The organism is Myxococcus sp. CA040A (assembly GCF_013336725.1).
Taxonomy (GTDB): domain Bacteria; phylum Myxococcota; class Myxococcia; order Myxococcales; family Myxococcaceae; genus Myxococcus; species Myxococcus llanfairpwllgwyngyllgogerychwyrndrobwllllantysiliogogogochensis.
On sequence record NZ_JABUMR010000002.1, the window covers coordinates 298,559 to 321,984 of the forward strand.

A 23,426-nucleotide genomic window follows, 5' to 3' on the forward strand; every position below is an offset into this window, starting at 1 on the left:
AGGTGAATTGACGTTCAGTGTCCCTGTCGGCGAGCGACAGCCGGCCTGCTCCGTCATGAAAAGCGCTGGATTCCCATGGGGTTAGCGCTCATCACGCGGTGCGGCGGCGGCGCGGGAGACCATGCCGCGCAGCCACCGGTGGGCGGGTTCGTCGTCGAAACGCTCGTGCCAGACCTGGAGGACGTCGAACGGTCGCAGGGAGACGGGCGGAGGAAGGATGCGCAGGGGGCAGAGGTCGAGGAAGAGCTCGGCCAGTCGGCGGGGGGCGGTGAGGACGTGGTTGGAGCGGACCATGGAGATGGCGGCGGTGAGGAAGTAGGGAATCCGCAGGCCGATGCGTCGACTGCGGCCCAGGCGCTCCAGCGCGACGTCCACGGCGCCCGCCCCCTCGCCCCGGGGGCTGACGAGGACATGGGGCAGGCGCAGGTACGTCTCCAGGTCCAGCTCCTCCTTCACCAGGGAGTTGTCGCGACGGACGACGCACACGAAGTCCTCGGTAAAGAGCTTCTGCTGGCGCAGCGCGGGGGCGGGGTCCGGGTAGGCGCCGATGACCAGGTCCACCTCGCCGCTCTCCAACTGGGCCTCCACCTGGGAGACGACGAGGGGGCGGATGGTGAGGTCCACGCGGGGGGCCTCGTCGTCGAACATCTCCAGCAGCGGGGGCAGCAGGGCGGCGGCGAAGTAGTCACCCGAGGCGATGGTGAAGCGCCGCGCAGACGTGCGGGCCTCGAAGACGGACTCGTTGCGCAGCGCTCGTTGGACCTCCAGCAGTCCCCGGTGGAGTGGGGCGGCGAGCTGTTCGGCGCGCGGGGTCCGAATCATCCCTCCCCGGCCCCGGATGAGGAGGGCGTCTCCGAACTGCTCCCGGAGCTGCCGCAGGGCGTGGCTCATGGCGGACTGGGTGATGCCCACGCGCGTGGCTGCCCGGGTGACGTTGCCTTCCGTGAGCAGCGCATCGAGGGCCACGACGAGGTTGAGGTTGACGCCGGACAGGTCCAGTCCCGTGTTCGACGGCTGGCTCGGCGCGGGGGCGACGCGAGGTTTGCGTCGGGTGGGGACGCGGCTCTTTCCCCGGGCAACATGCGACTTGCTCATGTGCCAATGAATAACATGCGATGGCCTCATGATAGAGGGAGGAACACTCTGGAGCCATCTCGAAGTCACCGGAGGCGTCCATGAGCATCGTCATCAACACCCCGAATGGAAACATTGGCCGGAACCTCGCCCTGCGGCTGCTGGAGGCGGGGCAGTCCCTCACCCTCATCAGCCGGAGCGCGGAGAAGGTGGCGGACCTGGTGAAGCGTGGCGCGAAGGTGGTGGAGGGGTCCTCGGACGACGCGGCCGTGTTGGACAAGGCCTTCGCCGGAGCCTCGGCGGTCTTCTGGCTGACGCCGCCCGCAATGCGCCCGGACTTCGTCGAATGGACCCAGGCCATGGGGCGACTGGCGGCGCAGAAGGCGAAGCAGCATGGCGTGAAGCGCGTGGTGGTGCTGTCCAGCGTCGGCGCGCAGTCGGGTCCAGGGACGGGGCCGGTGGGCGTGCTTCGCGAGGTGGAGGAGGCCTTCAAGGCCGCCGTCGCCGACGTCACCATCCTCCGCCCGGGCTACTTCATGGAGAACCTGCTGCGCGACCTGCCGTCGCTCGTGAACGCGAGCACCCTCTTCCTGACCATCCCTCCCGAGCGCCGCGCCCCCTTCGTCGCGACGGTGGACATCGCGCACAAGGCGGCGGACGTGCTGCTCGACGCGGGCTGGAAGGGGCACCGGTACATCGGCGTTCACGGGCCCCAGGACCTCACGTACACGGAGGTGGTGGGCATCCTCTCGCGAGAGCTCGGCCAGCCCGTGCGCTACGTGCAGGTCTCCTTCGACGACGCGCGCAAGGCGATGCTGGGCATGGGCCTGCCCGGGTTCATGGTCGACCTCTTCGTGCAGATGTACGAGGCCATCCCCGAGGGGCGGATGGACGCGGCCGAGCCCCGGTCGGCGGAGACCACCACGTCCACGACGCTGGCGCAGTGGGCGCGAGAGGTCCTCAAGCCCGCGGTGGCGCAGGCTCGCGCTTCCGCGGCGTAGCGCGCGGTGGGCCTGTCCCTGTGTGGCTTCACACTTCTTCATGAGCGCGTCATCTCTGTTCATCCCGGTGGGCTGGGCTGGCGCGAGAATGGCGCCCGTCAATCAAGCGTGACGGGTGTCACCGAACGTGGAGCGAGAAGCATGGCGTCGGGGCAGGCAATCATCGGCGGGCTGCTGGGGCGGTTCCTGTTCAAGGAAGCGCGAGTGGGACAGGTGCGGGACGTGTCGCCGCACTTCCGCTGGATGGAGTGGGTGGGCGAGGGGCTGTGTGACGTCGAGTGGAGCCCGGGGGACAAGGTGCAGGTCTTCCTTCCCGACGTGGGCATGCGGACGTACACGCCGCTGGGCTGGGACTCGACGCTGGGGTCCACGCGCTTCCTCGTCTACATGCACGGCGACAGCCCCGGCGCGCGATGGGGCCGCGACCTCAAGGTGGGAGACCGCTGCCAGTTCTTCGGGCCGAGAGGCTCCCTCGCGCTCCAGTCGCTCCCCGGGCCCGTGGTCCTCTTCGGGGACGAGACGTCGTTCGCCGTCGCGCACACGCTGAAGAACCTGAAGGCGGGCTCGGCGGACGTCGAGCACGTGTTCGAGGTCTCCTCGCGAGGAGAGTCGGAGGGGGTGCTGGGGGAGCTGGGCCTCGCGGGCGCCTCGGTGGTGGAGAAGCGGTCGGACGAAGCGCATCTCGCGGACGTGGAAGCCCGGCTGCGGGCGGCGCTGGAGCGACGGCGTGGCGCGCACCTGGTCCTGACGGGGCGGGCGCACGCCATCCAGGCCGTGAGGGCCCGGCTCCGTTCGAGCGGTATCGCGCACGCGGGGCAGAAGGTGAAGGCGTACTGGGCCGAGGGGAAGAGCGGTCTCGACTGAGCGATAGAGCCGGGCGGATGACGGCTGCCGCACGGTTGTCGAGTGAAGCGCTTGCGTGCGCGCCCGCACCGCTTCAAACACGATGCCCTCATGGACGAGCGCGCGACTGGCCCCCGGAAGTCGGACCCTTCCTACAACGTGCTGCACCAGCAGGGCACGCGGCAGCCGTTGGATGTCATCTTCAAGCCGCGCAGCGTGGCGGTGGTGGGGGCCAGTGAGCGTCCGGGCAGCGTGGGGCGCACCGTCCTCTGGAATCTCATCAGCAATCCCTTCGGCGGCACCGTCTATCCCATCAATCCGAAGCGCCCCAACGTGCTGGGCATTCGCGCGTGGCCGTCGCTGCGCGCGTTGCCGGAGCCGGTGGACCTGGCCGTCGTCGTCACGCCCGCGCCCGCCGTGCCCGATGTCATCCGCGAGTGCGCGGAGCTGGGCGTCCAGGGCGCCATCATCATCTCCGCCGGCTTCAAGGAGACGGGCGAGGCGGGCGCGCGGCTGGAGCGGGAAATCCTCCAGATTGCCCAGGCGGCGCGGATGCGCATCATCGGCCCCAACTGTCTGGGAGTGATGCGTCCGCCCACGGGCTTCAACGCGACATTCGCCGGGTCGATGGCGCGCCCGGGCAACGTGGCCTTCATCAGCCAGAGTGGCGCGCTGCTCACCGCCATCCTCGACTGGAGCCTGCGCGAGTCGGTGGGCTTCAGCGCCTTCGTCTCCGTGGGCTCCATGCTGGATGTGGGCTGGGGCGACCTCATCGACTACCTGGCCGATGACCCGATGACGCGCTCCATCCTCATCTACATGGAGTCCATCGGGGATGCGCGAGCCTTCCTCTCCGCCGCGCGCGAGGTGGCGCTCACCAAGCCCATCATCGTCATCAAGGCGGGGCGCACCGCGCAGGCCGCACAGGCCGCCGCGTCCCACACGGGTACTCTGACGGGCAGCGACGAGGTGCTCACCGCCGCGTTCCGTCGCACCGGTGTGCTGCGCGTGGAGTCCATCTCCGACCTCTTCTACATGGCGGAGACGCTGGCGAAGCAGCCGCGCCCGGCGGGTCGTCGCCTCACCGTCCTCACCAACGCGGGCGGGCCCGGCGTGCTCGCCACGGACGCGCTGGTGTCGGGGGGCGGCGAGCTGGCGGTGCTAGGCGACGAGACGCGGAAGGCGCTGGACGGCTTTCTGCCGCCCCAGTGGAGCCACGGCAATCCGGTGGACGTGCTGGGCGACGCGGACCCGGAGCGTTACGCGAAGGCCCTGGAGGTCGCGGGGAAGGACCCGAACAGTGACGGGCTGCTGGTCATCCTCACGCCGCAGGACATGACGGAGCCCACGCAGACGGCGGACCGGCTCAAGCCCTACGCGAAGCTCTCCGGCAAGCCGGTGCTGGCGAGCTGGATGGGCGGCTCGGAGGTCGTCGCGGGCGAGCGCATCCTCAACGACGCGGGCATTCCCACGTTCGGCTATCCCGACACGGCCGCGCGCATCTTCAATTACATGTGGCGCTACTCGTACAACCTCGCGGGCCTGTACGAGACGCCGACGCTGGCCGAGGAGCCCACGGGCGGGAGGGACGCGGCGCGGCGACTGGTGGACGCCGCGCGCGCGCAAGGGCGCACGCTCCTGACGGAGCACGAGTCCAAGCAGTTGTTGGCCGCCTATGGCATCCCCACCGTGGAGACGCGGCTCGCCACCACGGAGGAGGGCGCGGTGGCCCAGGCGCAGGCGCTCGGATATCCCGTGGTCCTCAAGCTCCACTCCTTCACGGTGACGCACAAGACGGACGTGGGCGGCGTGCGGCTCGACCTTCCGGACGCGGAGGCGGTGCGCGCCGCGTTCCGAGGCATCCGCGAGCGACTGGTGGAACTGGGGCAGGGGGAGGCCTTCGACGGCGTCACCGTCCAGCCCATGGTGAAGCTGGGTGGCTACGAGCTCATCGTGGGCAGCAGCCTGGACCCGCAGTTCGGTCCGGTGCTGCTCTTCGGCGCGGGCGGGACGCTGGTGGAGGTGTTCAAGGACCGGGCGCTGGGGCTGCCTCCGCTGAACACGACGCTGGCGCGGCGGATGATGGAGCAGACGCGCATCCTCCAGGCGCTGCGCGGGGTGCGCGGGGCGAAGCCGGTGGACCTGCCGGCGCTGGAGCGGCTGCTCGTGCGCTTCGGTCAGCTCGTCGTCGAGCAGCGCCTGGTGAAGGAGGTGGACATCAACCCCCTGTTGGCCTCATCGGAGCGACTGCTCGCGCTGGACGCGCGCGTGGTGCTGCACCCGCCCGACGTGACGGAAGCGGAGCTGCCCAGCCTCGCCATCGAGCCCTATCCGCAGCAGTACGTGTCTCCGTTCAAGATGAAGAGCGGAGAGGAGCTGCTGCTACGGCCCATCCGTCCGGAGGACGAGCCGAAGATGGAGCGCTTCCACCGGACGCTCTCCGAGCAGACGGTGTTCCTGCGCTACGCGGGGCTGATGCAATTGAGCACGCGCGTGGCGCACGAGCGGCTGGCGCGCATCTGCTTCAACGACTACGCGCGGGAGATGGCGCTGGTGGCCGAGCGGCGCAGCGGAGAGATTCTGGGGGTGGGGCGGCTGACGCGGCTGAGGGGGACTCGGGACGCGGAGTTCGCCATCCTCATCAGCGACGAGGTGCAGCACCAGGGCCTGGGCTCGGAGATGCTGCGGCGACTGGTGGAGGTGGGCCGCGCGTGGGGCATGCAGCGCATCGTCGCGGACATCCTCGCGGGCAATCGCGCCATGCAGAACGTCAGCAAGCGACTGGGGTTCTCCATCCTCCCCCACGAGGAGCTGGCCCCGGACATGGTCAAAGCGGTGAAGGTGCTCTGAGTCACATCCGGGGCCGCCAGGTGGCTACTTCGCTTCGAGGTTCAGCTCGAGGTCGAACGCCACGTCGCTCGACTCCGCGTTGGCCTGCTTCACCATCACCGCGATGATGTTCTCCCCCACGACGAAGGCGGAGCCATCGAAGCTGGCCGTGCTGATGACGGCGTCCTTCAACACGCCGCTGGCGAAGGTGCCATGGCCGAGGCCGTTGTCGGCGTACCGCGAGTAGACGAGCTTCCCGTTCACCCAGATGGCCACGCCGTCGTCATGCAGGACGCGGAGGTTGGCGGTGCGAATGGCCTCGCCGAGCGTGAGCTTCTTGCGGAAGTAGACGCTCGGTTGGAGGGGCGTCGTCTTGGTGATCACGGTGTGTTCATCCCCGTCGCCGTAGCCGAGCTTCGCGGGGCCCGAGCGCCACGCGCCGTCGTCGAAGTTGAGCGACGTCCACTGCGTGCCCGGGTTCACGTTGCGGTCATCGAAATTCCAGTACTCGCCGAAGGCGATGGCCTGGAACTGGGGCGTCCGGGAGATGGTGAAGGGCAGGTCCGTGCGATCATCGATGTCCGGCCGCGAGTCGTCCGAGATTCGCAGCACGCCCTTGGCCGTCTCGGTGCCCGGCACCGACCACTCATAGAAGCCGATGTTGGGGACACCCTGGTCGACCGTGGTCCAGTGGGCCCCGTCGTCGGGCGAGAACTGCACCCGCACCTTGTCGACACCCGCGCCGTGGGTCATCCACTGGAGCATCTGGACGTTGCCCGGGCGCAGCGTCTCGCCGCCGTTGGGGCTCTCCATGATGAGGGCATCGTGCTGCATGCCGTCGGTGGCCACCTTCAGCTCCAGGTCGAAGGACAAATCACTGGAGGTGGCGTTCGCCTGCTTCACCATGACGGCCAGCGTGTTCTCTCCCATCACGAAGCGAGCGCCGGGGACGGTCGTCTGGCTCAGGCTGTTGTCGGAGCTGGTGCCGGAGGCGTAGGCGCCGTGCGCCGTGGAGCCGATGTACTTGGAGAACACCTGGGTGCCATTGAGGAACACCGCCACGCCGTCGTCGTGAATCACCTGGAGCGTGGCCTGCTCCACCATGCCGTGGACGGTGAACTTGCGGCGGAAGTAGACGGTGGGCTGCGCCGGCGTCGTCTTCGTCAGCGCCGTCTCCTCGTCCGTCTCGCCATAGCCGAGCTGGGCCGGGCCCTTCTTCCAGGACGCATCGCTGAAGCCAGAAGACGTCCAGGCGGAGCCCGGGTCGACGTTGCGGTCGTCGTACTTCCACTCGGAGCCGAAGGCCACCGCGGTGTAGCCGGTGTTGGGAGGTGGGTCGGTGGGGGGCGGCGTCGTGCCTCCTCCGCCAATGCGGATGATCTTCGCGACCGACGGCACCTTCTTCGAGTTGAGCAGGAACAGCATGTAGTGGCCGGGCGGCGCCACGTTCGGGTTGGGCGGCGCGACGACGTTGAGTCCCCCTCCGCTGGCGGTGAAGCGCAGCTTCATGAAGCGCTGGTTCTCGTCGAAGGCGTGGGTGACGGAGCCCAGGCGAACCCACGACGCCATGGTGATGCTGGCCGCCTCGGGGGTGTTGACGCGGAAGGTCTCTCCGTAGGCGATGGACGCGGGCGCGGAGGCGATGGTGGGGCGCGGGCCATTGAAGAGGTACGGAGGGGAGAAGACCTGCATCGTCTTGACGTTGCGGCTTCCCGCGGAGAGCACGCGCCCGTCCGGCAACAGCAGGGTGGTGGAGTGGTAGCCGCGATAGGCCGACGCGGGCGCGAGCACCGACCACTGCTCGGTGACGGGGTTCCACAGCTCCGTCTCCAGGCGGGGGTACTTGGGGTTGTCGGTGCCGGGGCCGCTGTGGCCGCCGGTGATGAGCACCGTGCCGTCCGGGAGCACGGTGCTGTTGTGCTGGCGGCGCACGTAGCGCATGGGCGGCACCGTGCGCCAGGCGGGCTTCGTGGCGTTGAGGTCCAGAATCTCCACGTTGTTGGTGGGGGGATTGTCGCCACCGGTGACCAGCACCTTGCCGTCCTCATACATCACCGCGCTGCCCGCGTTGCGGCTGTGGGCGTAGCTGGTGCGAGGCCCGGAGGTCCAGGAGCCGGTGCCGTCCGTGTCGAGGAAGCGCGCGGGCTTCCAGTACCCCGCCATGAGCGTCTTTCCCGTGTTCGTCACGAACATCCACGGGTAGTACATGAGGTCCAGGCTCGCGCCCGTCAGGTTGCGCCAGGAGTTCTTCGACGTCTGCCAGACTTGAGGAATCAGGTTCTTGGTCCTGTCCTCCTTCGCGCCGCCAATCACCAGCATGTCCCCGTTGGCGAGCGTGGTGACGGTGGGGTACCAGCGGCCGGCGTTCATGTTCGGCAGCCGCGTCCAGGTGAGCTTGAAGGGGTCGAAGGTGGCGGCGTAGGGCAGGCCGGAGTCATTGTCGATGTGGCCCCCCGCCACGAACAGCCGACCGTCCGGCATGAAGGCGTGGCCCGCGCAGAAGATGTTGAAGCCCGCCTTGGGCAGCGTGGTGAGGACGTTGGTCTGCGGGTCCCAGAGCGTGGGGGTGTCGCCGTCTCCGAATTCGGAGAAGAACATCACCTTGCCCGTGGGCAGCAGGTGGGTGTGGACCGCCGAGTACGGCCATTTCTGGACGGCGGTCCATTGTCCCACGGAGGCGGGTTGTGCCTGGGCGACCGATAACGAGGCCCAGGCAGCGAGAAAGGCAAGACGCCACGGATGGAACATCAGGCTGCCCCTTTGTTGGTCGAAAGGTCGCGCAACGGTAGGCACGGGCCCTGCGAGCCACATCGTTCCGGCGTGCGTGGACAATGACGCGGGGTGGACCGAATCCCGGCGCCCGCGTCCGGGTCAGGACCGTTCGTGGGACACGGGTGTCTGATTTCCCAGCGGACTCGAAACGGTGGCTGCTCTAGAGTCCGCCGGGTGATGGACACCCCTGAGTCCCAAGCGCCGCTCGCCGCCCTGCTTCCCAAGAAGGGCGAGCCCCCGCTCGACGCCGACAGCATCCTGGACCGCTTCGTCGGCTACGTCTCCACGAACGGCCTCAGCCTCTACCCGGCCCAGGAGGAAGCCATCCTGGAGCTGCTGGCGGGCAAGCACCTGTTCCTCAAGACACCCACCGGCTCCGGCAAGTCCCTGGTGGCCACCGCCTTGCACTTCAAGGCCATGGCCGAGGGCAAGGTCTCCTTCTACACCTGCCCCATCAAGGCGCTGGTGAACGAGAAGTTCTTCGCGCTCTGTGATGCCTTCGGCGCGGAGAACGTGGGCATGCTCACCGGCGACGCGAGCATCAACCGCGACGCGCCCATCATCTGCTGCACCGCCGAAATCCTCTCCAACCTGGCGCTGCGCGACGCGGGCGCCCGGGTGGACTACGTGGTGATGGACGAGTTCCACTACTACTCGGACAGAGACCGTGGCGTGGCGTGGCAGATTCCGCTCATCGCGCTGCCCCAGGCGACGTTCCTCCTGATGTCGGCCACGCTGGGGCCCACGCACATCATCGAAGAGAGCCTCCAGAAGCTCACCGGCCGGGAGGTCGCCACCGTGCGCAGCACCCAGCGCCCGGTGCCGCTGGACTTCGACTACCGCGAGTCCGCGCTGCACGAGACGATTGAGGACCTCATCGCGCGCAAGAAGTACCCCATCTACCTGGTGAACTTCACGCAGCGCGCCGCCGCCGAGCAGGCGCAGAACCTCATGAGCGTGGACTTCTCCACCAAGGAGGAGAAGGAGGCCATCCGCCTCGCGCTGATGGACGCGCCCTTCGACACGCCGTACGGCAAGGACTTCCAGCGCTATCTGCGCCACGGCATCGGCATGCACCACGCGGGCCTGTTGCCCAAGTACCGCCTGCTGGTGGAGAAGCTGGCCCAGGGCGGCCACCTCAAGGTCATCAGCGGCACGGACACCCTGGGCGTGGGCGTGAACATCCCCATCCGCACGGTGCTCTTCACGCAGCTCTTCAAGTTCAACGGCGAGAAGCTCACCACGCTGAGCGTGCGCGACTTCCTGCAGATTTCAGGTCGCGCGGGTCGCAAGGGGTTCGACAACGAGGGCAGCGTCGTCGCCCAGGCGCCCGAGTATGTCGTCGAGAACGTCAAGCAGGCCGCCAAGGAAGCCGCGGGCAAGAAGAAGACGCCCAAGGCGAAGCCGCCGCAGAAGAACTTCGTTCAGTACGACAAGAGCACCTTCGAGCGGCTCCAGACGGGCATGCCCGAGCCGCTGGAGTCCCGCTTCGCCGTGTCCCACGGCATGATTCTCAACCTGCTCCAGAGCGACCACATCCGGGGCACCGGGGGCTACCACCGGTTGGTGCAGCTCATCCAGCGCTGCCATGACTCGGACTTCCTGAAGCGGCGGCACTTGAGGGAGGCGGCGCGGGACTTCCGCACGCTGCGCGGCGCGGGAATCGTGGAGGTGATGCGTGGCGAGGGCGGCTCGGGGGCCACGGTGAAGGTGGCGCAGGAGCTCCAGTACGACTTCAGCCTCAACCACACGCTGTCGTTGTACCTGCTGGAGACGCTGGAGCTGTTGGACCCCACCACGGAGACGTACGCGCTGGACGTGGTGACGCTGGTGGAGTCCATCCTGGAGAACCCGGAGGTGGTGCTCTACGCGCAGTTGCACCAGCTCAAGGGCGAGAAGATTCAAGAGATGAAGGCGCGCGGCGTCGAATACGACGACCGCATGGAGGAACTGGAGAAGCTGGAGTGGCCGAAGCCGAACCGCGAGTTCATCTACGGCACCTTCAACGCCTTCGCGCGCAAGCATCCGTGGGTGGGCGAGGAGAACATCCGGCCCAAGGCCGTGGTGCGCGACATGTTCGAGCGCTTCATGTCCTTCCACGACTACGTGCGCGAGTACGGGCTGCAGCGCAGCGAAGGCGTGCTGCTGCGCTACGTCAGCGACGTGTACAAGACGCTGTCGCAGACGGTGCCGGAGCGCTTCCGCACGGAGGAGGTGGAGGACATCATCGACCACCTGCGGGCCACCATTCGTCAGGTGGACTCCAGCCTCGTGGACGAGTGGGAGCGGATGAAGAACCCGGGCGCCGTCGTCGAGGCGAAGCCGGCCGTGGAGCTCAAGCCGAAGGAGCTCACCGAGGACCCTCGCGCCTTCGCGGCCCGCGTGCGCGAGGAGCTGCACCGGCTGCTGCGCGCGCTGGGGCAGAAGCGCTACTCGGATGCGCTGTCGCTCCTGGACAACGCCCTGGGCGAGTGGACCGCGCCGAAGCTGGAGCAGGCCATGGTGCCGTACCACGAGGAGCACAAAATCGTGGTGCTCACGCCTCAGGCTCGCAAGCCGGCCAACACGTTCCTCAAGGAGTCGGGACAGCGGCTCTGGGAGGTCCAGCAGCGCATCATGGACCCCGAGGGCCATGGCGACTGGATGATCGACTGCGAGATTGACCTGCGGGACAGGCGGCTGGACGAAGGCCCCATCCTCATCCTGCGCCGCATCGGTCCGTGAGGTTCAGCTCTCGGAGGCGGGCGTCGTCAGCTCGCCTCCGGCCAGCGGGGCTTCTTCTTCGCCCAGGGTGGACTCCTTGACGTCGAAGTCGCCCTTGCCGTCGGAGATGAGGACCATCCGCCAGTCGTGGGTGGAGAGGATGACGTGCTCGGCGTCGCACTGGACGTCGACCGCCACGTCCTCGACGGTCCACGAGCCGACCCACACCGTCATCTTGTCGATGCACTCGGTGTCGCCGCACTCCTCGGTGGAGGCGACCCACAGGCGGCCCTCTGGCGCGGCGATGCAGGACACGGGCTCCGCGTGGCGCAGGCGGGGAGGGGCCATCTCGTCGGGTGCGCCCTCGAAGAGGTCCTCGCGCTCCGGCATCCCCGCGTCGAAGAGGAGGGGAGTCGTGGCTGTCTGCTCGGGGGGCTGAGCGAGCGTCGTCGGCTTCGCCAGGGCCCCGGGCGCGGCCAAAAAGCCGCACATCGCCGCCACCTTCCAACACCGTGTCATCCACATGACCTTGTGCTCCTGAGCGGCGCTGTCGGCCGCGTCTCGTGCACAGGGGTTGTGCAAGGCGTGGACCGGGCTTGAGTGCGGGCGCGGAGACACAGCGGTGAGCCTGGAGCACGTCGGCCTTCAGCGTGCCGCCTGCTGGCGTGCCGGGTCTTGAACGCGGCGCCTGCCGACGCCAGGGGCCGGCGGCTGTTCAGCGGTTCGGCACGCGTCGACCTTGGAGGTGCTGCCCGCCGGATACGCGGCGTTGGCGTCCCTCCTGTTTCGATTGTTTAGCATTACTTAAAAGTCAGTCGCAATTTCGCGGATAACCGAGCGGGTCCCGGTCCCCTACCTTGGGTCGAGAACTCGAAGCCGAAGGAGTCCGCCATGAGCAGCCAGGAAGCATCCCCGTCGTCCAAGGTCTGGTTCGTTACAGGAGCGTCGTCTGGGTTGGGGCGCGCGCTCGTCGAGGAGGTGCTGCGTCGCGGAGACCGCGTGGTCGCCACCGCGCGACGGCCCCAGGTCCTCGCGGAGCTAGCGGGAAGTGTGGAGGGGCGCCTGCATCTCATCGAGCTGGATGTGACGCGTCCCGCGCGGGTGCGTGAGGCCGTCGCGGAAGCCCTCTTGCGCTTCGGGCGAATCGACGTCCTGGTCAACAACGCCGGCTTCAGCATCCTGGGCGCGGTCGAGGAGACGGACGACGAGGCCCTGCGCGCGACGATGGAGTTGATGTTCTTCGCAGCCATCACCACCTCCCGCGAGGTCCTGCCTCACATGCGGGCGCGTGGGAGTGGCACCATCGTCCAGGTCTCCAGTGTCGCGGGCATCTCCACCGCGCCCGGCTTCGGTGCCTATTGCGCGGCGAAGCATGCGCTGGAGGGGCTGTCGGAGAGCCTCGCGCAGGAGGTGAGGCCGCATGGGATTCGGGTGCTGGTGGTGGAGCCGGGGAGCTTCCGGACCTCGCTCTTTGGCTCGGCGTTCCGGCACTTGCCCGCCATGGGGGCATATGGCGCGACGGTGGGGAAGATGCGCGCCTGGGTGACCCAGATGGATGGAAAGCAGGCCGGAGACCCGGCGAAGGCCGCCGCTGCTCTCGCCGACGTCGTCGCTCGGCCGAGCGATGAGCTGCCGTTCCGGCTGCCTCTCGGTGGAGACGCGGTCGAACAGATTCGCGCCAAGCTCGCGTTCATCGCGACCGACGTCGACCGCACGGAGGACATCGCCCGCGCGACAGCGTTCGACGTGAAGTCCTGAACGTCAGGGCGTCTGACGAGAAGTGGAGCAACGCCGGACATTGCCCGCGCGAACCCAGGCGGAAGCGGTTACGGTCCACGGCATATGGCTCGTATGCGCGCCGTGGATCAGCCGCTCCGTCGTGATGTCCGCCTGCTGGGGCGGCTGTTGGGAGAAGTGCTCGTCGAGCAGGAAGGGCAGGAGCTATTCGACCTGGAGGAAGAGGTGCGCCGGCTGGCCATCCAGCGGCGGCGTGGCCCGGTGCCGGGGCGACGTGCCTCCGCGGCCGAGCTGGCGGACATCCTGAAACGTCTGCCCCTGGAACAGGCCGAGCCCGTGCTTCGCGCGTTCTCGGTCTACTTCCAGCTCGTGAATCTGGCCGAGCAGCACCACCGCATCCGCCGCGCCCGCGCCCATGCTGGCGCCGAGTCCCCCAGTCCCCAGCGAGGCTCGCTGGAGGCGACGCTGCTGTCTCTCAAGGATGCGGGCATTTCCGCCTCACGCGTGCGTGAAGCGCTCCGACAGATGAAGGTGACGCTGACGCTCACCGCGCATCCCACGCAGGCCGTGCGCCGCACGCTGCTGGAGAAGCTCTACCGGATGGCGGGACTGCTGGAGGAGCGGGACCGTTGCGAGCTGACCCCTCGCGAGAGCGCCGACAACGTGGAGTCGCTCCGCGAGGAGATCACCACGCTGTGGCAGACGGACGAGCTGCGCCGCGAGCGGCCCACCGTGGGCGACGAGGTGAAGAACATCCTCTGGTACGTGGAGGAGGTGCTCGCCGAGCAGCTCTCGGAGCTGCCCGAGGTGCTGGAGTGGGCCTTCGAGCGCGCGTACGGCGAGCCGCTCGGGCAGGTGGACACTCCGGTGCGCGTCCACTCGTGGGTGGGCGGCGACATGGATGGCAACCCGCTCGTCACGCCCGAGGTCTTCGGCGACACGCTGCGCGCCCACCGTGCCCGCGGGCTGCGTCTCTTGATGCAGGGCCTGGAGCGCCTGGGCGGAATGCTCTCCCAGTCGGACCGACACGCGAAGCCATCACAGGAACTGATCGCCTCGCTGGAGCGCGATGCGGCGCAGCTTCCCGAGGCCGAGCAGCGCCTGGGGCCTCGCACCGTGGGCGAGCCCTGGCGTCGCAAGCTGCGCTTCATGGAGGAGCGGCTGCATCAGGCGCTGCGCCACGTGCTGGCCCAGCGCACCGGCGACGCGGGGCCGATGCCCGAGAGCGCGTACCGGACGCCGGAGTCGCTGCTCGCCGATTTGGACCTGCTGGCGCGCTCACTGGTGGAGGCGAAGGCCGGCAACGCGGGGCTCCGACAGGTGCGACGCATGCGCGAGCGGGTGTGCGCGCTGGGCCTGTCCCTGGCCGAACTGGAGGCCCGTGTTCCGGCCGAGGACGCCGTGAGCGCGGCGGCCTCGCTGGAGCCAGGTGGTCCCGCGCCGTCAGAAGGTGGAAAGCGCCTGCTCGCGGTGCTGGAGAAGCTGCGCGAGGCCCAGGCCGAGGCCGGAGAGCCCGCCTGCCGCACCCTCATCCTCAGCATGGCCAGCACCGCCGAGGACGTGCTCGCGGCCTTCCGCTGCATCAAACACGCGGGCCTGTGGGACGCGCGGCGGGGCTGCGCCACCGTGGACGTGGTGCCCCTGTTCGAGCAGCTGGGCGCGCTGGACTCCGGACCCGACGTGCTGCGCACGCTCTTCGCGCATCCCGAATACCGCAAGCACGTCGACGCGCGGGGCGCGCAAGAGGTCATGGTCGGCTACAGCGACTCGGGCAAGGAGGTGGGGTTGCTGGCCGCCAGCGCCGCGCTCTACCGCGCGCAGGTGGCGCTCACCGAGGCGGCGCGCGAGGCGGGGGTCCCGCTGCGGCTGTTCCATGGGCGAGGTGAGTCGGTGGCTCGCGGTGGCGGCCCGGCGCAGGAGGCCATCCTCGCGCTGCCTCCTGGCGCGGTGGCGGGGGGCTACAAGGCCACGGAGCAGGGCGAGGCGCTGGACCACAAGTACGCGCGCCCGGAGCTCGCGCGCCGCACGCTGGAGCTCATCGTCGGAGGCGTGTTGCCACACCTGCTGGATGCGCAGCCGCGCCCGTCGCCGGAAGACGAGAAGGAGTTTCGCGCCGCGTTCGACACGCTGGCCGAGACGGGCCGCGAGGCGTACCGCGCCCTGGTGTGGGACGACCCCCGGTTCCTGGAGCTCTTCACCGCCGCGACGCCGGTGGAGGAGATCTCCGCGTTGCCCATCGGCTCGCGCCCCAGCAAGCGCAAGGCGGGAGGACTGGAGACGCTGCGCGCGATTCCGTGGGTGTTCGCCTGGACGCAGAACCGGGCCATCATCCCCGGCTGGTACGGCGTGGGCTCCGCGCTGGAGGCGTTCGCGAAGGAGCCCGGTGGACCCGCGCTGCTCAAGCGCATGTACCGCCAGTGGCCCTTCTTCAAGGCCGTCATCGACAACGTCACCATGGTGCTGGCCAAGTCGGACATGGCCATCGCGGGCCGGTACGCGGCGCTCGCCCCCTCGTCCACGCGTCCGCTGTGGCGCCTGATTCAGCAGGAGCATCGGCGCACGCGTCGACAGGTGAAGCGGCTGACGGGGGAGGCCCGGCTCTTGGACCACAACCCCCAGCTCCAGCGCGCCATCTCCCTGCGCAACCCGTACGTGGACCCGATGTCCTTCCTCCAGGTGGAGTTGATGCGCCGCAAGCGTGAGAGCGCGTGTGACTGCGACAGGCCCCTGTTGCTCTCGCTCAACGGTATCGCGGCCGGCATGCGCAACACGGGTTAGTCTTTCCGGGAGGAGGCGTCGGATGGCCAGGGACACATTCACGGTGGAGGACGTCAACCCGAAGCACGGCTTCGCGCGGCTGCGTCCGGACTCGGGCGAGGGGCTCTTCAACGCGCCGCTCTATCCGGAGCCGGAGTCCGGCGCGCCGCCCTTCCAGCTTCGCAAGGGAGACCGGGTGACGGGGCTGCGCCGGGGCCAGGCCGTGGCCGACGTGGCCTGGGTGTCGCGCGCGGAGCCTCCCTACGAGCTGGTGGAGCGCATGGGCGAGCTGCTCGCGAAGCTGGAGCCGTGGGAGCTGAAGGTGCCTGCCACGGCCATGGAGCTCGCGGAGCATCACTGGCGCGACAGCCGCGAGGACCCCCTGCGCCAGGAGCTGTTGTCCCAGCTCCCGACGTTCTTCGACTTCGAGCTGTCGCATCCGTTCAAGGACGGCGCGCTGCTGGAGCGACTGGAGGCGGCCATGCAGCCCTACCTCCCGGGCTTCGCCGTGAAGCCGCTGCAAGGGCGCAACGCCTTCGTCGTGGACCCGGGCGCCGTCGAGGTCGAGGTCGGCGAGGGTGATTGGGATGCGCCCGCGAAGACCTTCACGCCCTTGCTGCTGCGCGTGAATGCACAGTTGGAGGCCGCGGGCGCGCCGGTGCGCTGGGTGCCCGCGGAGAACGACTGGCTCCTGCTGCCGCCAGGGCTGGCGGAGCTGCTCGTCCTGCACGGCGTGCTCGGTCCTCGCTGAGCCGCCGCCGCGACGCGCGCGGCTACAACTGGCCGCGCTCGCGCAGGGTGCGCACCACCTCGGTCGCCATCACCCGGTGGCCATCGGTGCTCGGGTGGATGCCGTCCACGCCCAGCCCTTCCAGGTAGAGGTGCACGTTGCCCGTGCGCCGCATCACCGACTCCAGGTCGATGACCTCCGCGCCCGTGCCTCCGGCGCGCAGCCACGCGTTGAAGCTGAGCCGCTGCGACTTCACGTACTCATAGGCGCCGTAGTTCGTCTTCTCCTTCGGCAGCAGCGTGCTCACCCAGACGTGGCAGAAGGGCTCCAGCCGCTGCACCAGCAGGAGCATCCGCGTCTCCATCTGCTCCTCCGCGCCCGCGTCGCCCAGGTCATTGGTGCCCAGGAGCACCAGGCAGTCGGTGATGCCCTTCACCGCGAGCACCTCGTCGTCGAGCAGCATCAGCGCGTCGTAGAAGCCCTGGCCGCTGACGCCCGCGTTGACCACGGGCACACCCAGCTGCGACTCCACCAGCGCGGGCCACGCGTTGCGCGTGTCGTTGCGCAGGTCGACGTAGCCCTCGGTGATGCTGTCGCCCATCGCCAGGAAGGCCCGGCCGGTGGGGCCTTCCACGTCCACCGTCGCCACGCCCACGGAGCGCTCGAAGGCCTCGCCACCGAGCGCCTCTGACGCCTGGGAGTGCGTGCCGACCCTCGCGAAGCTGCCGGGAAACGCGTTGATGGCGCTGGCCGCCAGCGCGCCGCGAACCTCGAAGGTGATGGCCAGGTCGTCGCGGAACGTCACCGGAAAGGTGAGCGGGTCCGACGTCACCAGGGCGCGCGCGCCCGCGGCGAAGCCCGGCTTGCCCTCGAAGCTCAAGGCCACGGGCGTGGACACCAGCGAGCCGTCCGCGCCGGCCCGCGCCACGGTGGCGCGCTGGAGCGTGAGCGCCCCGTCACCCGCGCGGAACGTCACCTGGATTCGCTCTCCGGCCCGCGCCACCGGCACCCGCATGCGGAACGTGGTGACGCTGCTCACGGAGTAGGACCAGCGCAGGGCCTGATGGAAGCCGGGCTGGAAGCTCACGGCCGGCGGTGTCGGCTGCGCGGGTGGGGGCGCGGTTCGCACCTGCCCCTCGTCGTTCAGCACCAGCGGCGGTGCCACCTCCACGGACGCGTCCGGCGCATTCGAGGTTTCATCCTGCTCCTGAGAGGGCTCTTCCCACACGGGGTCTTCCGCGTTGCTGGGAGCGCACGCCCATTGCGCACCGCCCACACACGCCAGGACTCCGAGCCACGTCCGCCACATTCGCATCGTCGCTCCCTCCCGAGGACGCACGATGCTCACCGCTCATTCCCGCGACGACCACCCGACACACGCGCAAGGCCCGAGGCGCGCGGCGCACGCCTCCCTGGTCTCCGGGCGAGACGGAGCCGCGAGTGTCCCTCGCGTGCGCGTTCGCGGCCCTTGCGTGGCCTCGCGGCGTCCTCTCAGGGCGACGGAGTTACCCCGCGTGGGCACTCCGCTTCAGGGGATGCATGCGCCCACACCGGGATTGTCATTCAGTGGACGACACGTCCCGGCGGTACAGGCGGGCGTGCCCGAGGGCCGGCACAGCGGCCGGCAGTTGAGCCCTCGCCCCGTATTCACACACGCGCTGCCCGGCGCGCACTGGTTGCTGAAGTCGCACGTCTCGCCCGTGCCGCGCGTGCCGCTGCCCGCACAGACGGGGCCCGACGAGGCCGGATAGCAGCTCAGCGGCGCGGTGCAGCCCTGGGCGAAGGGGTCGCACGCCTGCGAGCGCGGCCCGCACAGCAGCGGCAGCTCCGACGTGCCCGCGAGCCGCAGCACCGTGTTGCACTCGCCCGCATCCCCGCACTGCGTCGTCGCGTGGCACAGCCGGCGACAGAAGAAGCCCGTGCCGCCGTCGTCCTGCCGCTCGTCCTTGCAGAACAGGCCCGCGGCGCACGTGTCGTATTCGACGCCGCCATCCGTGGGCGCCAGCGTGCACCGCGCGCCCTCCGCGCTCGCACCCGCCTCCACGCACCGCCGCTCCGTCGTCGCGCCCGCGCTCACGTATGTGCAGCGCTGACCCTGCGCACAGTTCTGCTGGACGACGTCGCACGCCGCCGCGAAGCACCGGCTGCCCGTCCTGCCGCTCCCCAGGTCCGCGAAGTGGCAGCTTTGGCCCGTTCCACAGCCTTCCTGCCTTGCGACGTTGCATGCGAAGTCAGGGCTCGGCCCGCCGTCTCCCGGATGCCCGCCGCCATCCGGGTCCCCCGGCACCCCGGAGTCTTCACCGTTGGGCGCGGGCTTGTTGTCATCGTCATCACATCCAGGCGCCAAGAGCGCCAGGAAGAGGGTCCCCGTCAACACCGCGAGCCACGCGCGCATCCCACGCTCCCGAATCGAAGTCAGCGGGGACTTACCTGATGGAGTTCATTCGTGGGGGCCCACTTGAATCGTGCCTGGAAAGCAGCGGACACTTGCCGGATGACCGATGCCCAAGGGGTGGCTCGGCGCGTCAGAATCCCTGAGGTTGGGATGGCAGCGGGTCGCCAGCAGTGGCCAGGGGGTAGCGGGTGCACATGACTAGCAAGGTGGCGGAAGCAGAGATGGCACCAGGAGATCCTTCCGCGTACGCGAACCGTCGCACCGATGAGCGCGTGGCGGCGAAGTTCGCGGTTCGTTTCGAGCACACGGAGGACGCCGCGCGAGCGCTGCGCGTGTTCTCCATCAACGTGTCGGCGGGCGGCCTGTGCCTGCGCACGCGCAAGGCCTACGACGTAGGTTCGCAGGTGCGGCTGTCCATGGACATCGCGGGCGAGGAGTTCCACCTCAATGGCATCATCGCGTGGGTGCGCGATGAGGAGGAGGCCATTGGCGTGCGCTTCACGGACGTGAGCGACGAGGACCGCGCGCGGCTCCACCGGGTGGTGGAGAGCTTCAAGAAGCGCTGACGCCCGGTGGAGACATGATGGAGCCGGCCCTAGTGGCGGCCCTCTGTCTCCACATGGCGGAACACGCCCGCATCGATTTCGGAGAAGCCGCACGCCGTATAGAAGTTGCGCGCCTCTGGGGTGATGGCCATGGGCGAGACGAGCTGGAGCTGACGGGCGCTGAGCACCTTGCAGCGCTCCAGGATCTGCTTGATGAGCGCGCGGCCCACGCCCCGACGCCGCCAGGTCTCCGTCACCACCAGCTCGTCGATGGTGGCCACGCGTCCGCGCAGCCGCAGCTGCGGCCGGTGCGAGAACGACAGCATGCCCACGGGTTTGTCCTGGGGGTCGCCCGCGACGAAGATTTCAATCTCCGGATGGCTCACCACCCAGTGCACGGTCTGCTGGTCCGTGCCCTGGGGATAGCCCAGCTCGCGAAGCAGCAAGGCCATTGCCTCCGCGTCGCCCCGACGGGCGCGGCGAATGCGAAAGGCGGGGGCATCTGTTCCCGCGGGGGTGACGGTCCGGACGATTGGCTGTGACAAGGCAGTTGGGAGTCTAACGAAAGGGCCGCCGCTCCTCCAAAGAGGAACGGCGGCCCGGAACTTTCCGTGGTGCGGGAACCACGGCGTACTTGTGGGTGCGACGCTTACGGCTGCTCGCCAGCGAGGGAGCGCAGGGCGTCGGTGATGTCGTTCTGCTGGGGCACGGAGGCCATCTCCAGCGTGTCGGCCAGGCCGATGCCGGGGACGAACTTGCCGGCCACGAGGCGGGGCGGAGCGAGCAGCGAGTAGAAGAGCTCCTCCACCGTGCGGCGCAGGAGGTGCTCACCGAAGTTCGTCACTTCGGTGTCCTCGTTGACGAACAGGACGCGGCCCGTCTTCTGGACGGAGGTCTTGATCATCTCCCAGTCGTAGGGCCACAGCGAGCGCAGGTCGATGACCTCCACGCTGATGCCCTCGTCGGCGAGCGTCGCCGCGGCGCGCGCGCACAGGGGCAGGGTGCGGCCGTAGCTGACGACGGTCAGCTGCGTGCCCTCGCGCAGGAGCTTGCCCTTGCCGATGGGAATGGCGAACGCCTCCAGCTCCGCGGGCCACTGGGGCTTCCACTGCGAGCGGTCACCCAGGGGCGCGTCGATCATCTTCGACAGCGCGCGGTCATCGTCCGGCTCGCCGGGGATGCGCTCGTCGCCCTTCACGCGCAGCAGCGCCTTGGGCTCCAGGAACATGACGGGGTTCTGTTCCTTGCACGCGGAGATGAGCAGCCCGTACGCGTCCAGCGGCGTGGAGGGCATGACCACCTTCCAGCCGGGGATGTGCGTCATCGTCGCGTCGAACGAGTGCGAGTGGTAGATGGACCCGCGGATGCCGCTGCCCACCGGGGTGCGCACCACCATGGGCAGGTTCCAGTCGCCGTTGCTCGCCCAGCAGGTGTTGCCCGCCAGCTTGAGCAGGTCGATGGTGTTGTAGACGTAGTCGCAGAACTGGATCTCCGCGACGGGCCGACCGCCACCCAGCGAGATTCCCATGGCCGCGCCGATGATGCCGCGCTCGTCCAGGGGCGAGTTCCACGCCGTCTTCAAGCCCTGCGTGCAGGTGAAGACGCCGCCGAGCGGAGCGCCGACGTCCTCTCCGAAGATGTCCGTCACACCGAGGTTCTCCTCGGCGTAGTGGAGGGCCATGCGAATGGCCTGTGCCATGTTGGCCATGGGTTACTTGTCCTCCGCGAAGATGTGCTTCCAGATGGTCTCCGGGGCCGGCAGCGGCTCGTCCCGGGCGATGCGGGCGGCGGCGGCCATGTCCTCGGTGTAGCGGTTGCGCAGCTCGTCCATCTGCTGGCGCGTCAGGACGCCGTCGGCCTCCAGCCGGGTCTCGAACTGCTTGAGGCAGTCGATCTCCTCGGACACGTAGTTGGCGCCGGACGCGGACGAGTGGCCGTACAGGCGCGACACGTTGGCCTCCAGGAGGAACGGCTTGCGCTCGGTGCGCACGTACTCCATCGCCTCCTTCAGCTCCGTGTACGCCTCCACCGGGTCATTGCCGTTGATGGTCTTGGAGCGGATGTTGAACGCCTTGCCGCGCTCGCTCACTCGCGTTTCGCCGTGCTGGCCCTCCGCCGAGGTGGAGATGCCCCACTTGTTGTTGGTGACGATGATGAGCACCGGCAGCGGGTTGGCGGGGCGGCTGCTCCAGATGAGGCAGGTGGCGAAATCGCCCTCGGCCGTGCCGGCGTCGCCGCCGGTGACGATGGTGATGGCGTCACCGCCCACGCGCTTCTGCATCATGGCCGTACCCGGTGCGATGGAGTACTGGACCTCGATGGGCGAGCTGACGGGGGCCACGTTGTACTTGCGCAGGGAGAAGTGGCCCGCGAAGTTGCGGCCGCCCGAGTACGGGTCCGACGCCGTGTTCTTCATCTGCCGCAGCGCGCCGATGGGCTCCTCGCCCAGGGCGAGCAGCGTGCCGGACTGGCGGTAGTGGGCGTGGAGGTAGTCGTACTCGGGGCCCTGGCCCTTCTTCATCAGCAGGCCGAGCGGGACGTTGAACGCCTCCTCACCGGGACCGCCAATCCAGAAGTAGCCGTGGCCCTGCTTGTACATCTGGATGAGGCGCTCCTCGAGGACGCGCGTTTTGACCATGAGGTCGTGGATACGAACCAGCAGCTCCCTGTCGAGCGGGAGCGGCGCGGACGATTCTTTGATGAGTCTGGGTCGAGACACGCGCGGGCTTCCTCTGGCTGGAGGGGACGCCCCTATAACCCGGATGCGCCCCCTTTTCTCAAGCGTGCAGATGGCCTCCTGTCGGCCCCCTGGTCAAAGGGTGCCCGGTGGCGCGGCGCGGCAATCAGCCTTGCTCATCCAACTTAGGAGTGGCGGCCCGTCGCAGGGCCGTGACGCGGTCCGTTAGCGCCCCGTCGGCGCCGGCTCGCACGGAGATGGCCTCCAGCGTCTCGTCGGACAGGGTCGCGGCCCGAGGCCCCGAGAGCAGCGCGGTCAGCTCCGGGGTGCGTCCGGCCTCCAGCAGCGCGAGGACCAGGGCATGTCCCGTGTGGGATGAGGGCGTCCGGGAGAAGGCCTCCTGGAGGGGCTTCACCGCCAGGGTCGCGAGGCCGCTGTCCAAAAGCAGCTGTCCCACCGCGGCCGGGTCGTGCGGGGCCTCCGGCCCGGTGTCCTCCAGCTCGGGACGTCGGGCGAGGACGGGGGCCTCGGCGGTGGTGGCCGTTTCGTTGGCGGCGGTGGGGGAGGGTGGGGCAGGGCTTCGACCCAGCAACTGGTCGAGGGTGACGGCGCCCACCGTCGACGCGCGTCGCGGGGCCACGCGGCGAGGGGGTGAAGCGGGCTGGAAGCGGACCTCGCGGGGGAGCTGTCGCAGTTGCTCCAGGTTCATCACCCCGAACATCAGGGCCATCACCCCGACCCAGACGGTGCGCTGCCAGACGGCGAGCCCCACCATCACAGCCGCCGTGACGATGCCGACGAGGTGCAGGGCCCGCTCATACCGATACCCCTTGCGCGCTCGCACGAGCGACGCGAGCAGGTGACCTCCATCCAGGGGCTGCACGGGCAGCAGGTTGAAGAGTCCCCAGCCGAGGTTCACCCAGAGCAGCTGCCGCACGGCCAGGCCCACCAGCCCGCCCTGCTCGCCCAGCGGCGTGACGACCGAGGCCGCCCACACCAGCCCGCCCAGCAGGAAGCCCGCCCCGGGGCCCGCGAAGCTCACCCACGCGAACTGGCGGTGCGTGAGCTGGTCCGTGCCCTGCGCGGTTCCACCCATCCCGTGCAGGGAGATGCTCGCTGTGGAGCCGAAGTGGCGGAACGCCCACGCGTGGCCCAACTCGTGGAGGAGCACCGAGGCGAACACCACCGCGACCCACAGTGCCAGGTGGGCCAGCCCGGAGGCGAAGCTCCAGCCCGTCGCCACGGTCGTGAGGAAGAAGAGCGGATGGACGCGGACGGGAAACCCGGACACGTGGAAGTGGGGCTTCATGCGTCCGGGATGCTAACCGGCGTCTCGAGCGGACGCCCGGTGAAGGTCTGGTGC

17 protein-coding genes are annotated in these 23,426 nt (G+C 69.1%); 8 read left to right on the top strand and 9 right to left on the bottom strand.

Going from position 1 to position 23,426, the window contains the following annotated elements; translation table 11 throughout:
• Nucleotides 1–81: 81 nt before the first annotated feature.
• Nucleotides 82–1,095, bottom strand: a complete 1,014-nt coding sequence (locus HUA75_RS08265) for a LysR family transcriptional regulator (protein ID WP_141641192.1) — start codon at nucleotides 1,093–1,095, stop codon at nucleotides 82–84.
• Between the two features lie 80 nt (nucleotides 1,096–1,175).
• On the opposite strand from HUA75_RS08265, the gene HUA75_RS08270 reads away from it, so the two are divergent.
• The 3 genes from HUA75_RS08270 (at nucleotide 1,176) to HUA75_RS08280 (ending at nucleotide 5,768) form a co-directional block, all read left to right on the top strand.
• On the top strand, nucleotides 1,176–2,075 hold the full coding sequence (locus HUA75_RS08270) for an NmrA family NAD(P)-binding protein (protein ID WP_141641191.1): 900 nt from the start codon (nucleotides 1,176–1,178) through the stop codon (nucleotides 2,073–2,075).
• A gap of 141 nt (nucleotides 2,076–2,216) precedes the next feature.
• Entirely contained in the window at nucleotides 2,217–2,939 is a 723-nt protein-coding gene (locus HUA75_RS08275) for a siderophore-interacting protein (protein ID WP_174486043.1), read from the top strand.
• A gap of 90 nt (nucleotides 2,940–3,029) precedes the next feature.
• The gene (locus HUA75_RS08280) at nucleotides 3,030–5,768 is read left to right on the top strand and encodes a bifunctional acetate--CoA ligase family protein/GNAT family N-acetyltransferase (protein ID WP_174486044.1); all 2,739 of its coding nucleotides are present in this window, start codon (nucleotides 3,030–3,032) and stop codon (nucleotides 5,766–5,768) included.
• 24 nt (nucleotides 5,769–5,792) lie between these two features.
• On the opposite strand, the gene HUA75_RS08285 is transcribed toward HUA75_RS08280, so the two are convergent.
• A complete protein-coding gene (locus HUA75_RS08285; protein WP_371746078.1) occupies nucleotides 5,793–8,420 on the bottom strand; it encodes a galactose oxidase-like domain-containing protein in 2,628 nt (875 codons plus the stop codon).
• Between the two features lie 276 nt (nucleotides 8,421–8,696).
• On the opposite strand from HUA75_RS08285, the gene HUA75_RS08290 reads away from it, so the two are divergent.
• A complete protein-coding gene (locus HUA75_RS08290) occupies nucleotides 8,697–11,243 on the top strand; it encodes an RNA helicase (protein WP_141641234.1) in 2,547 nt (848 codons plus the stop codon).
• A gap of 3 nt (nucleotides 11,244–11,246) precedes the next feature.
• Here the strand turns inward: HUA75_RS08290 and HUA75_RS08295 are convergent, their stop codons facing one another.
• The gene (locus tag HUA75_RS08295; protein WP_141641188.1) at nucleotides 11,247–11,741 is read right to left on the bottom strand and encodes a hypothetical protein; all 495 of its coding nucleotides are present in this window, start codon (nucleotides 11,739–11,741) and stop codon (nucleotides 11,247–11,249) included.
• Nucleotides 11,742–12,113: 372 nt separating this feature from the next.
• Between HUA75_RS08295 and HUA75_RS08300 the strand changes: the two genes are divergently transcribed.
• The 3 genes from HUA75_RS08300 to HUA75_RS08310 all read left to right on the top strand — a co-directional run bounded on the left by HUA75_RS08300 (nucleotide 12,114) and on the right by HUA75_RS08310 (nucleotide 16,467).
• Nucleotides 12,114–12,980, top strand: a complete 867-nt coding sequence (locus HUA75_RS08300; RefSeq protein WP_174486045.1) for an SDR family NAD(P)-dependent oxidoreductase — start codon at nucleotides 12,114–12,116, stop codon at nucleotides 12,978–12,980.
• 84 nt (nucleotides 12,981–13,064) lie between these two features.
• Nucleotides 13,065–15,737 (top strand): phosphoenolpyruvate carboxylase, encoded by a 2,673-nt coding sequence (locus HUA75_RS08305; protein WP_174486046.1) that lies wholly within the window; start codon nucleotides 13,065–13,067, stop codon nucleotides 15,735–15,737.
• A 22-nt stretch (nucleotides 15,738–15,759) separates the two neighbouring features.
• The gene (locus tag HUA75_RS08310) at nucleotides 15,760–16,467 is read left to right on the top strand and encodes a hypothetical protein (protein ID WP_174486047.1); all 708 of its coding nucleotides are present in this window, start codon (nucleotides 15,760–15,762) and stop codon (nucleotides 16,465–16,467) included.
• 22 nt (nucleotides 16,468–16,489) lie between these two features.
• On the opposite strand, the gene HUA75_RS08315 is transcribed toward HUA75_RS08310, so the two are convergent.
• The gene (locus HUA75_RS08315) at nucleotides 16,490–17,761 is read right to left on the bottom strand and encodes a GDSL-type esterase/lipase family protein (protein ID WP_174486048.1); all 1,272 of its coding nucleotides are present in this window, start codon (nucleotides 17,759–17,761) and stop codon (nucleotides 16,490–16,492) included.
• Nucleotides 17,762–17,974: 213 nt separating this feature from the next.
• Nucleotides 17,975–18,841 (bottom strand): hypothetical protein, encoded by an 867-nt coding sequence (locus tag HUA75_RS08320; protein ID WP_174486049.1) that lies wholly within the window; start codon nucleotides 18,839–18,841, stop codon nucleotides 17,975–17,977.
• Between the two features lie 194 nt (nucleotides 18,842–19,035).
• On the opposite strand from HUA75_RS08320, the gene HUA75_RS08325 reads away from it, so the two are divergent.
• Complete coding sequence (locus tag HUA75_RS08325; protein WP_141648396.1) at nucleotides 19,036–19,407, top strand: TIGR02266 family protein; 372 nt, start codon at nucleotides 19,036–19,038, stop codon at nucleotides 19,405–19,407.
• Nucleotides 19,408–19,436: 29 nt separating this feature from the next.
• Here HUA75_RS08325 and HUA75_RS08330 read toward each other — a convergent pair whose 3' ends face one another.
• From HUA75_RS08330 to HUA75_RS08345, 4 genes are all read right to left on the bottom strand, one after another.
• Entirely contained in the window at nucleotides 19,437–19,838 is a 402-nt protein-coding gene (locus HUA75_RS08330; protein WP_246137774.1) for a GNAT family N-acetyltransferase, read from the bottom strand.
• Nucleotides 19,839–20,035: 197 nt separating this feature from the next.
• Nucleotides 20,036–21,094 carry an alpha-ketoacid dehydrogenase subunit beta gene (locus HUA75_RS08335; protein WP_174455711.1) on the bottom strand — a complete coding sequence of 353 codons (1,059 nt, stop codon included), beginning with the start codon at nucleotides 21,092–21,094 and terminating at the stop codon, nucleotides 20,036–20,038.
• A 3-nt stretch (nucleotides 21,095–21,097) separates the two neighbouring features.
• Nucleotides 21,098–22,105: a thiamine pyrophosphate-dependent dehydrogenase E1 component subunit alpha gene (locus HUA75_RS08340; RefSeq protein ID WP_141648393.1), complete on the bottom strand. Its 1,008-nt coding sequence runs from the start codon at nucleotides 22,103–22,105 to the stop codon at nucleotides 21,098–21,100.
• Between the two features lie 124 nt (nucleotides 22,106–22,229).
• Nucleotides 22,230–23,372 carry a metalloprotease gene (locus HUA75_RS08345; RefSeq protein ID WP_174486050.1) on the bottom strand — a complete coding sequence of 381 codons (1,143 nt, stop codon included), beginning with the start codon at nucleotides 23,370–23,372 and terminating at the stop codon, nucleotides 22,230–22,232.
• Between the last annotated feature and the right edge of the window lie 54 nt (nucleotides 23,373–23,426).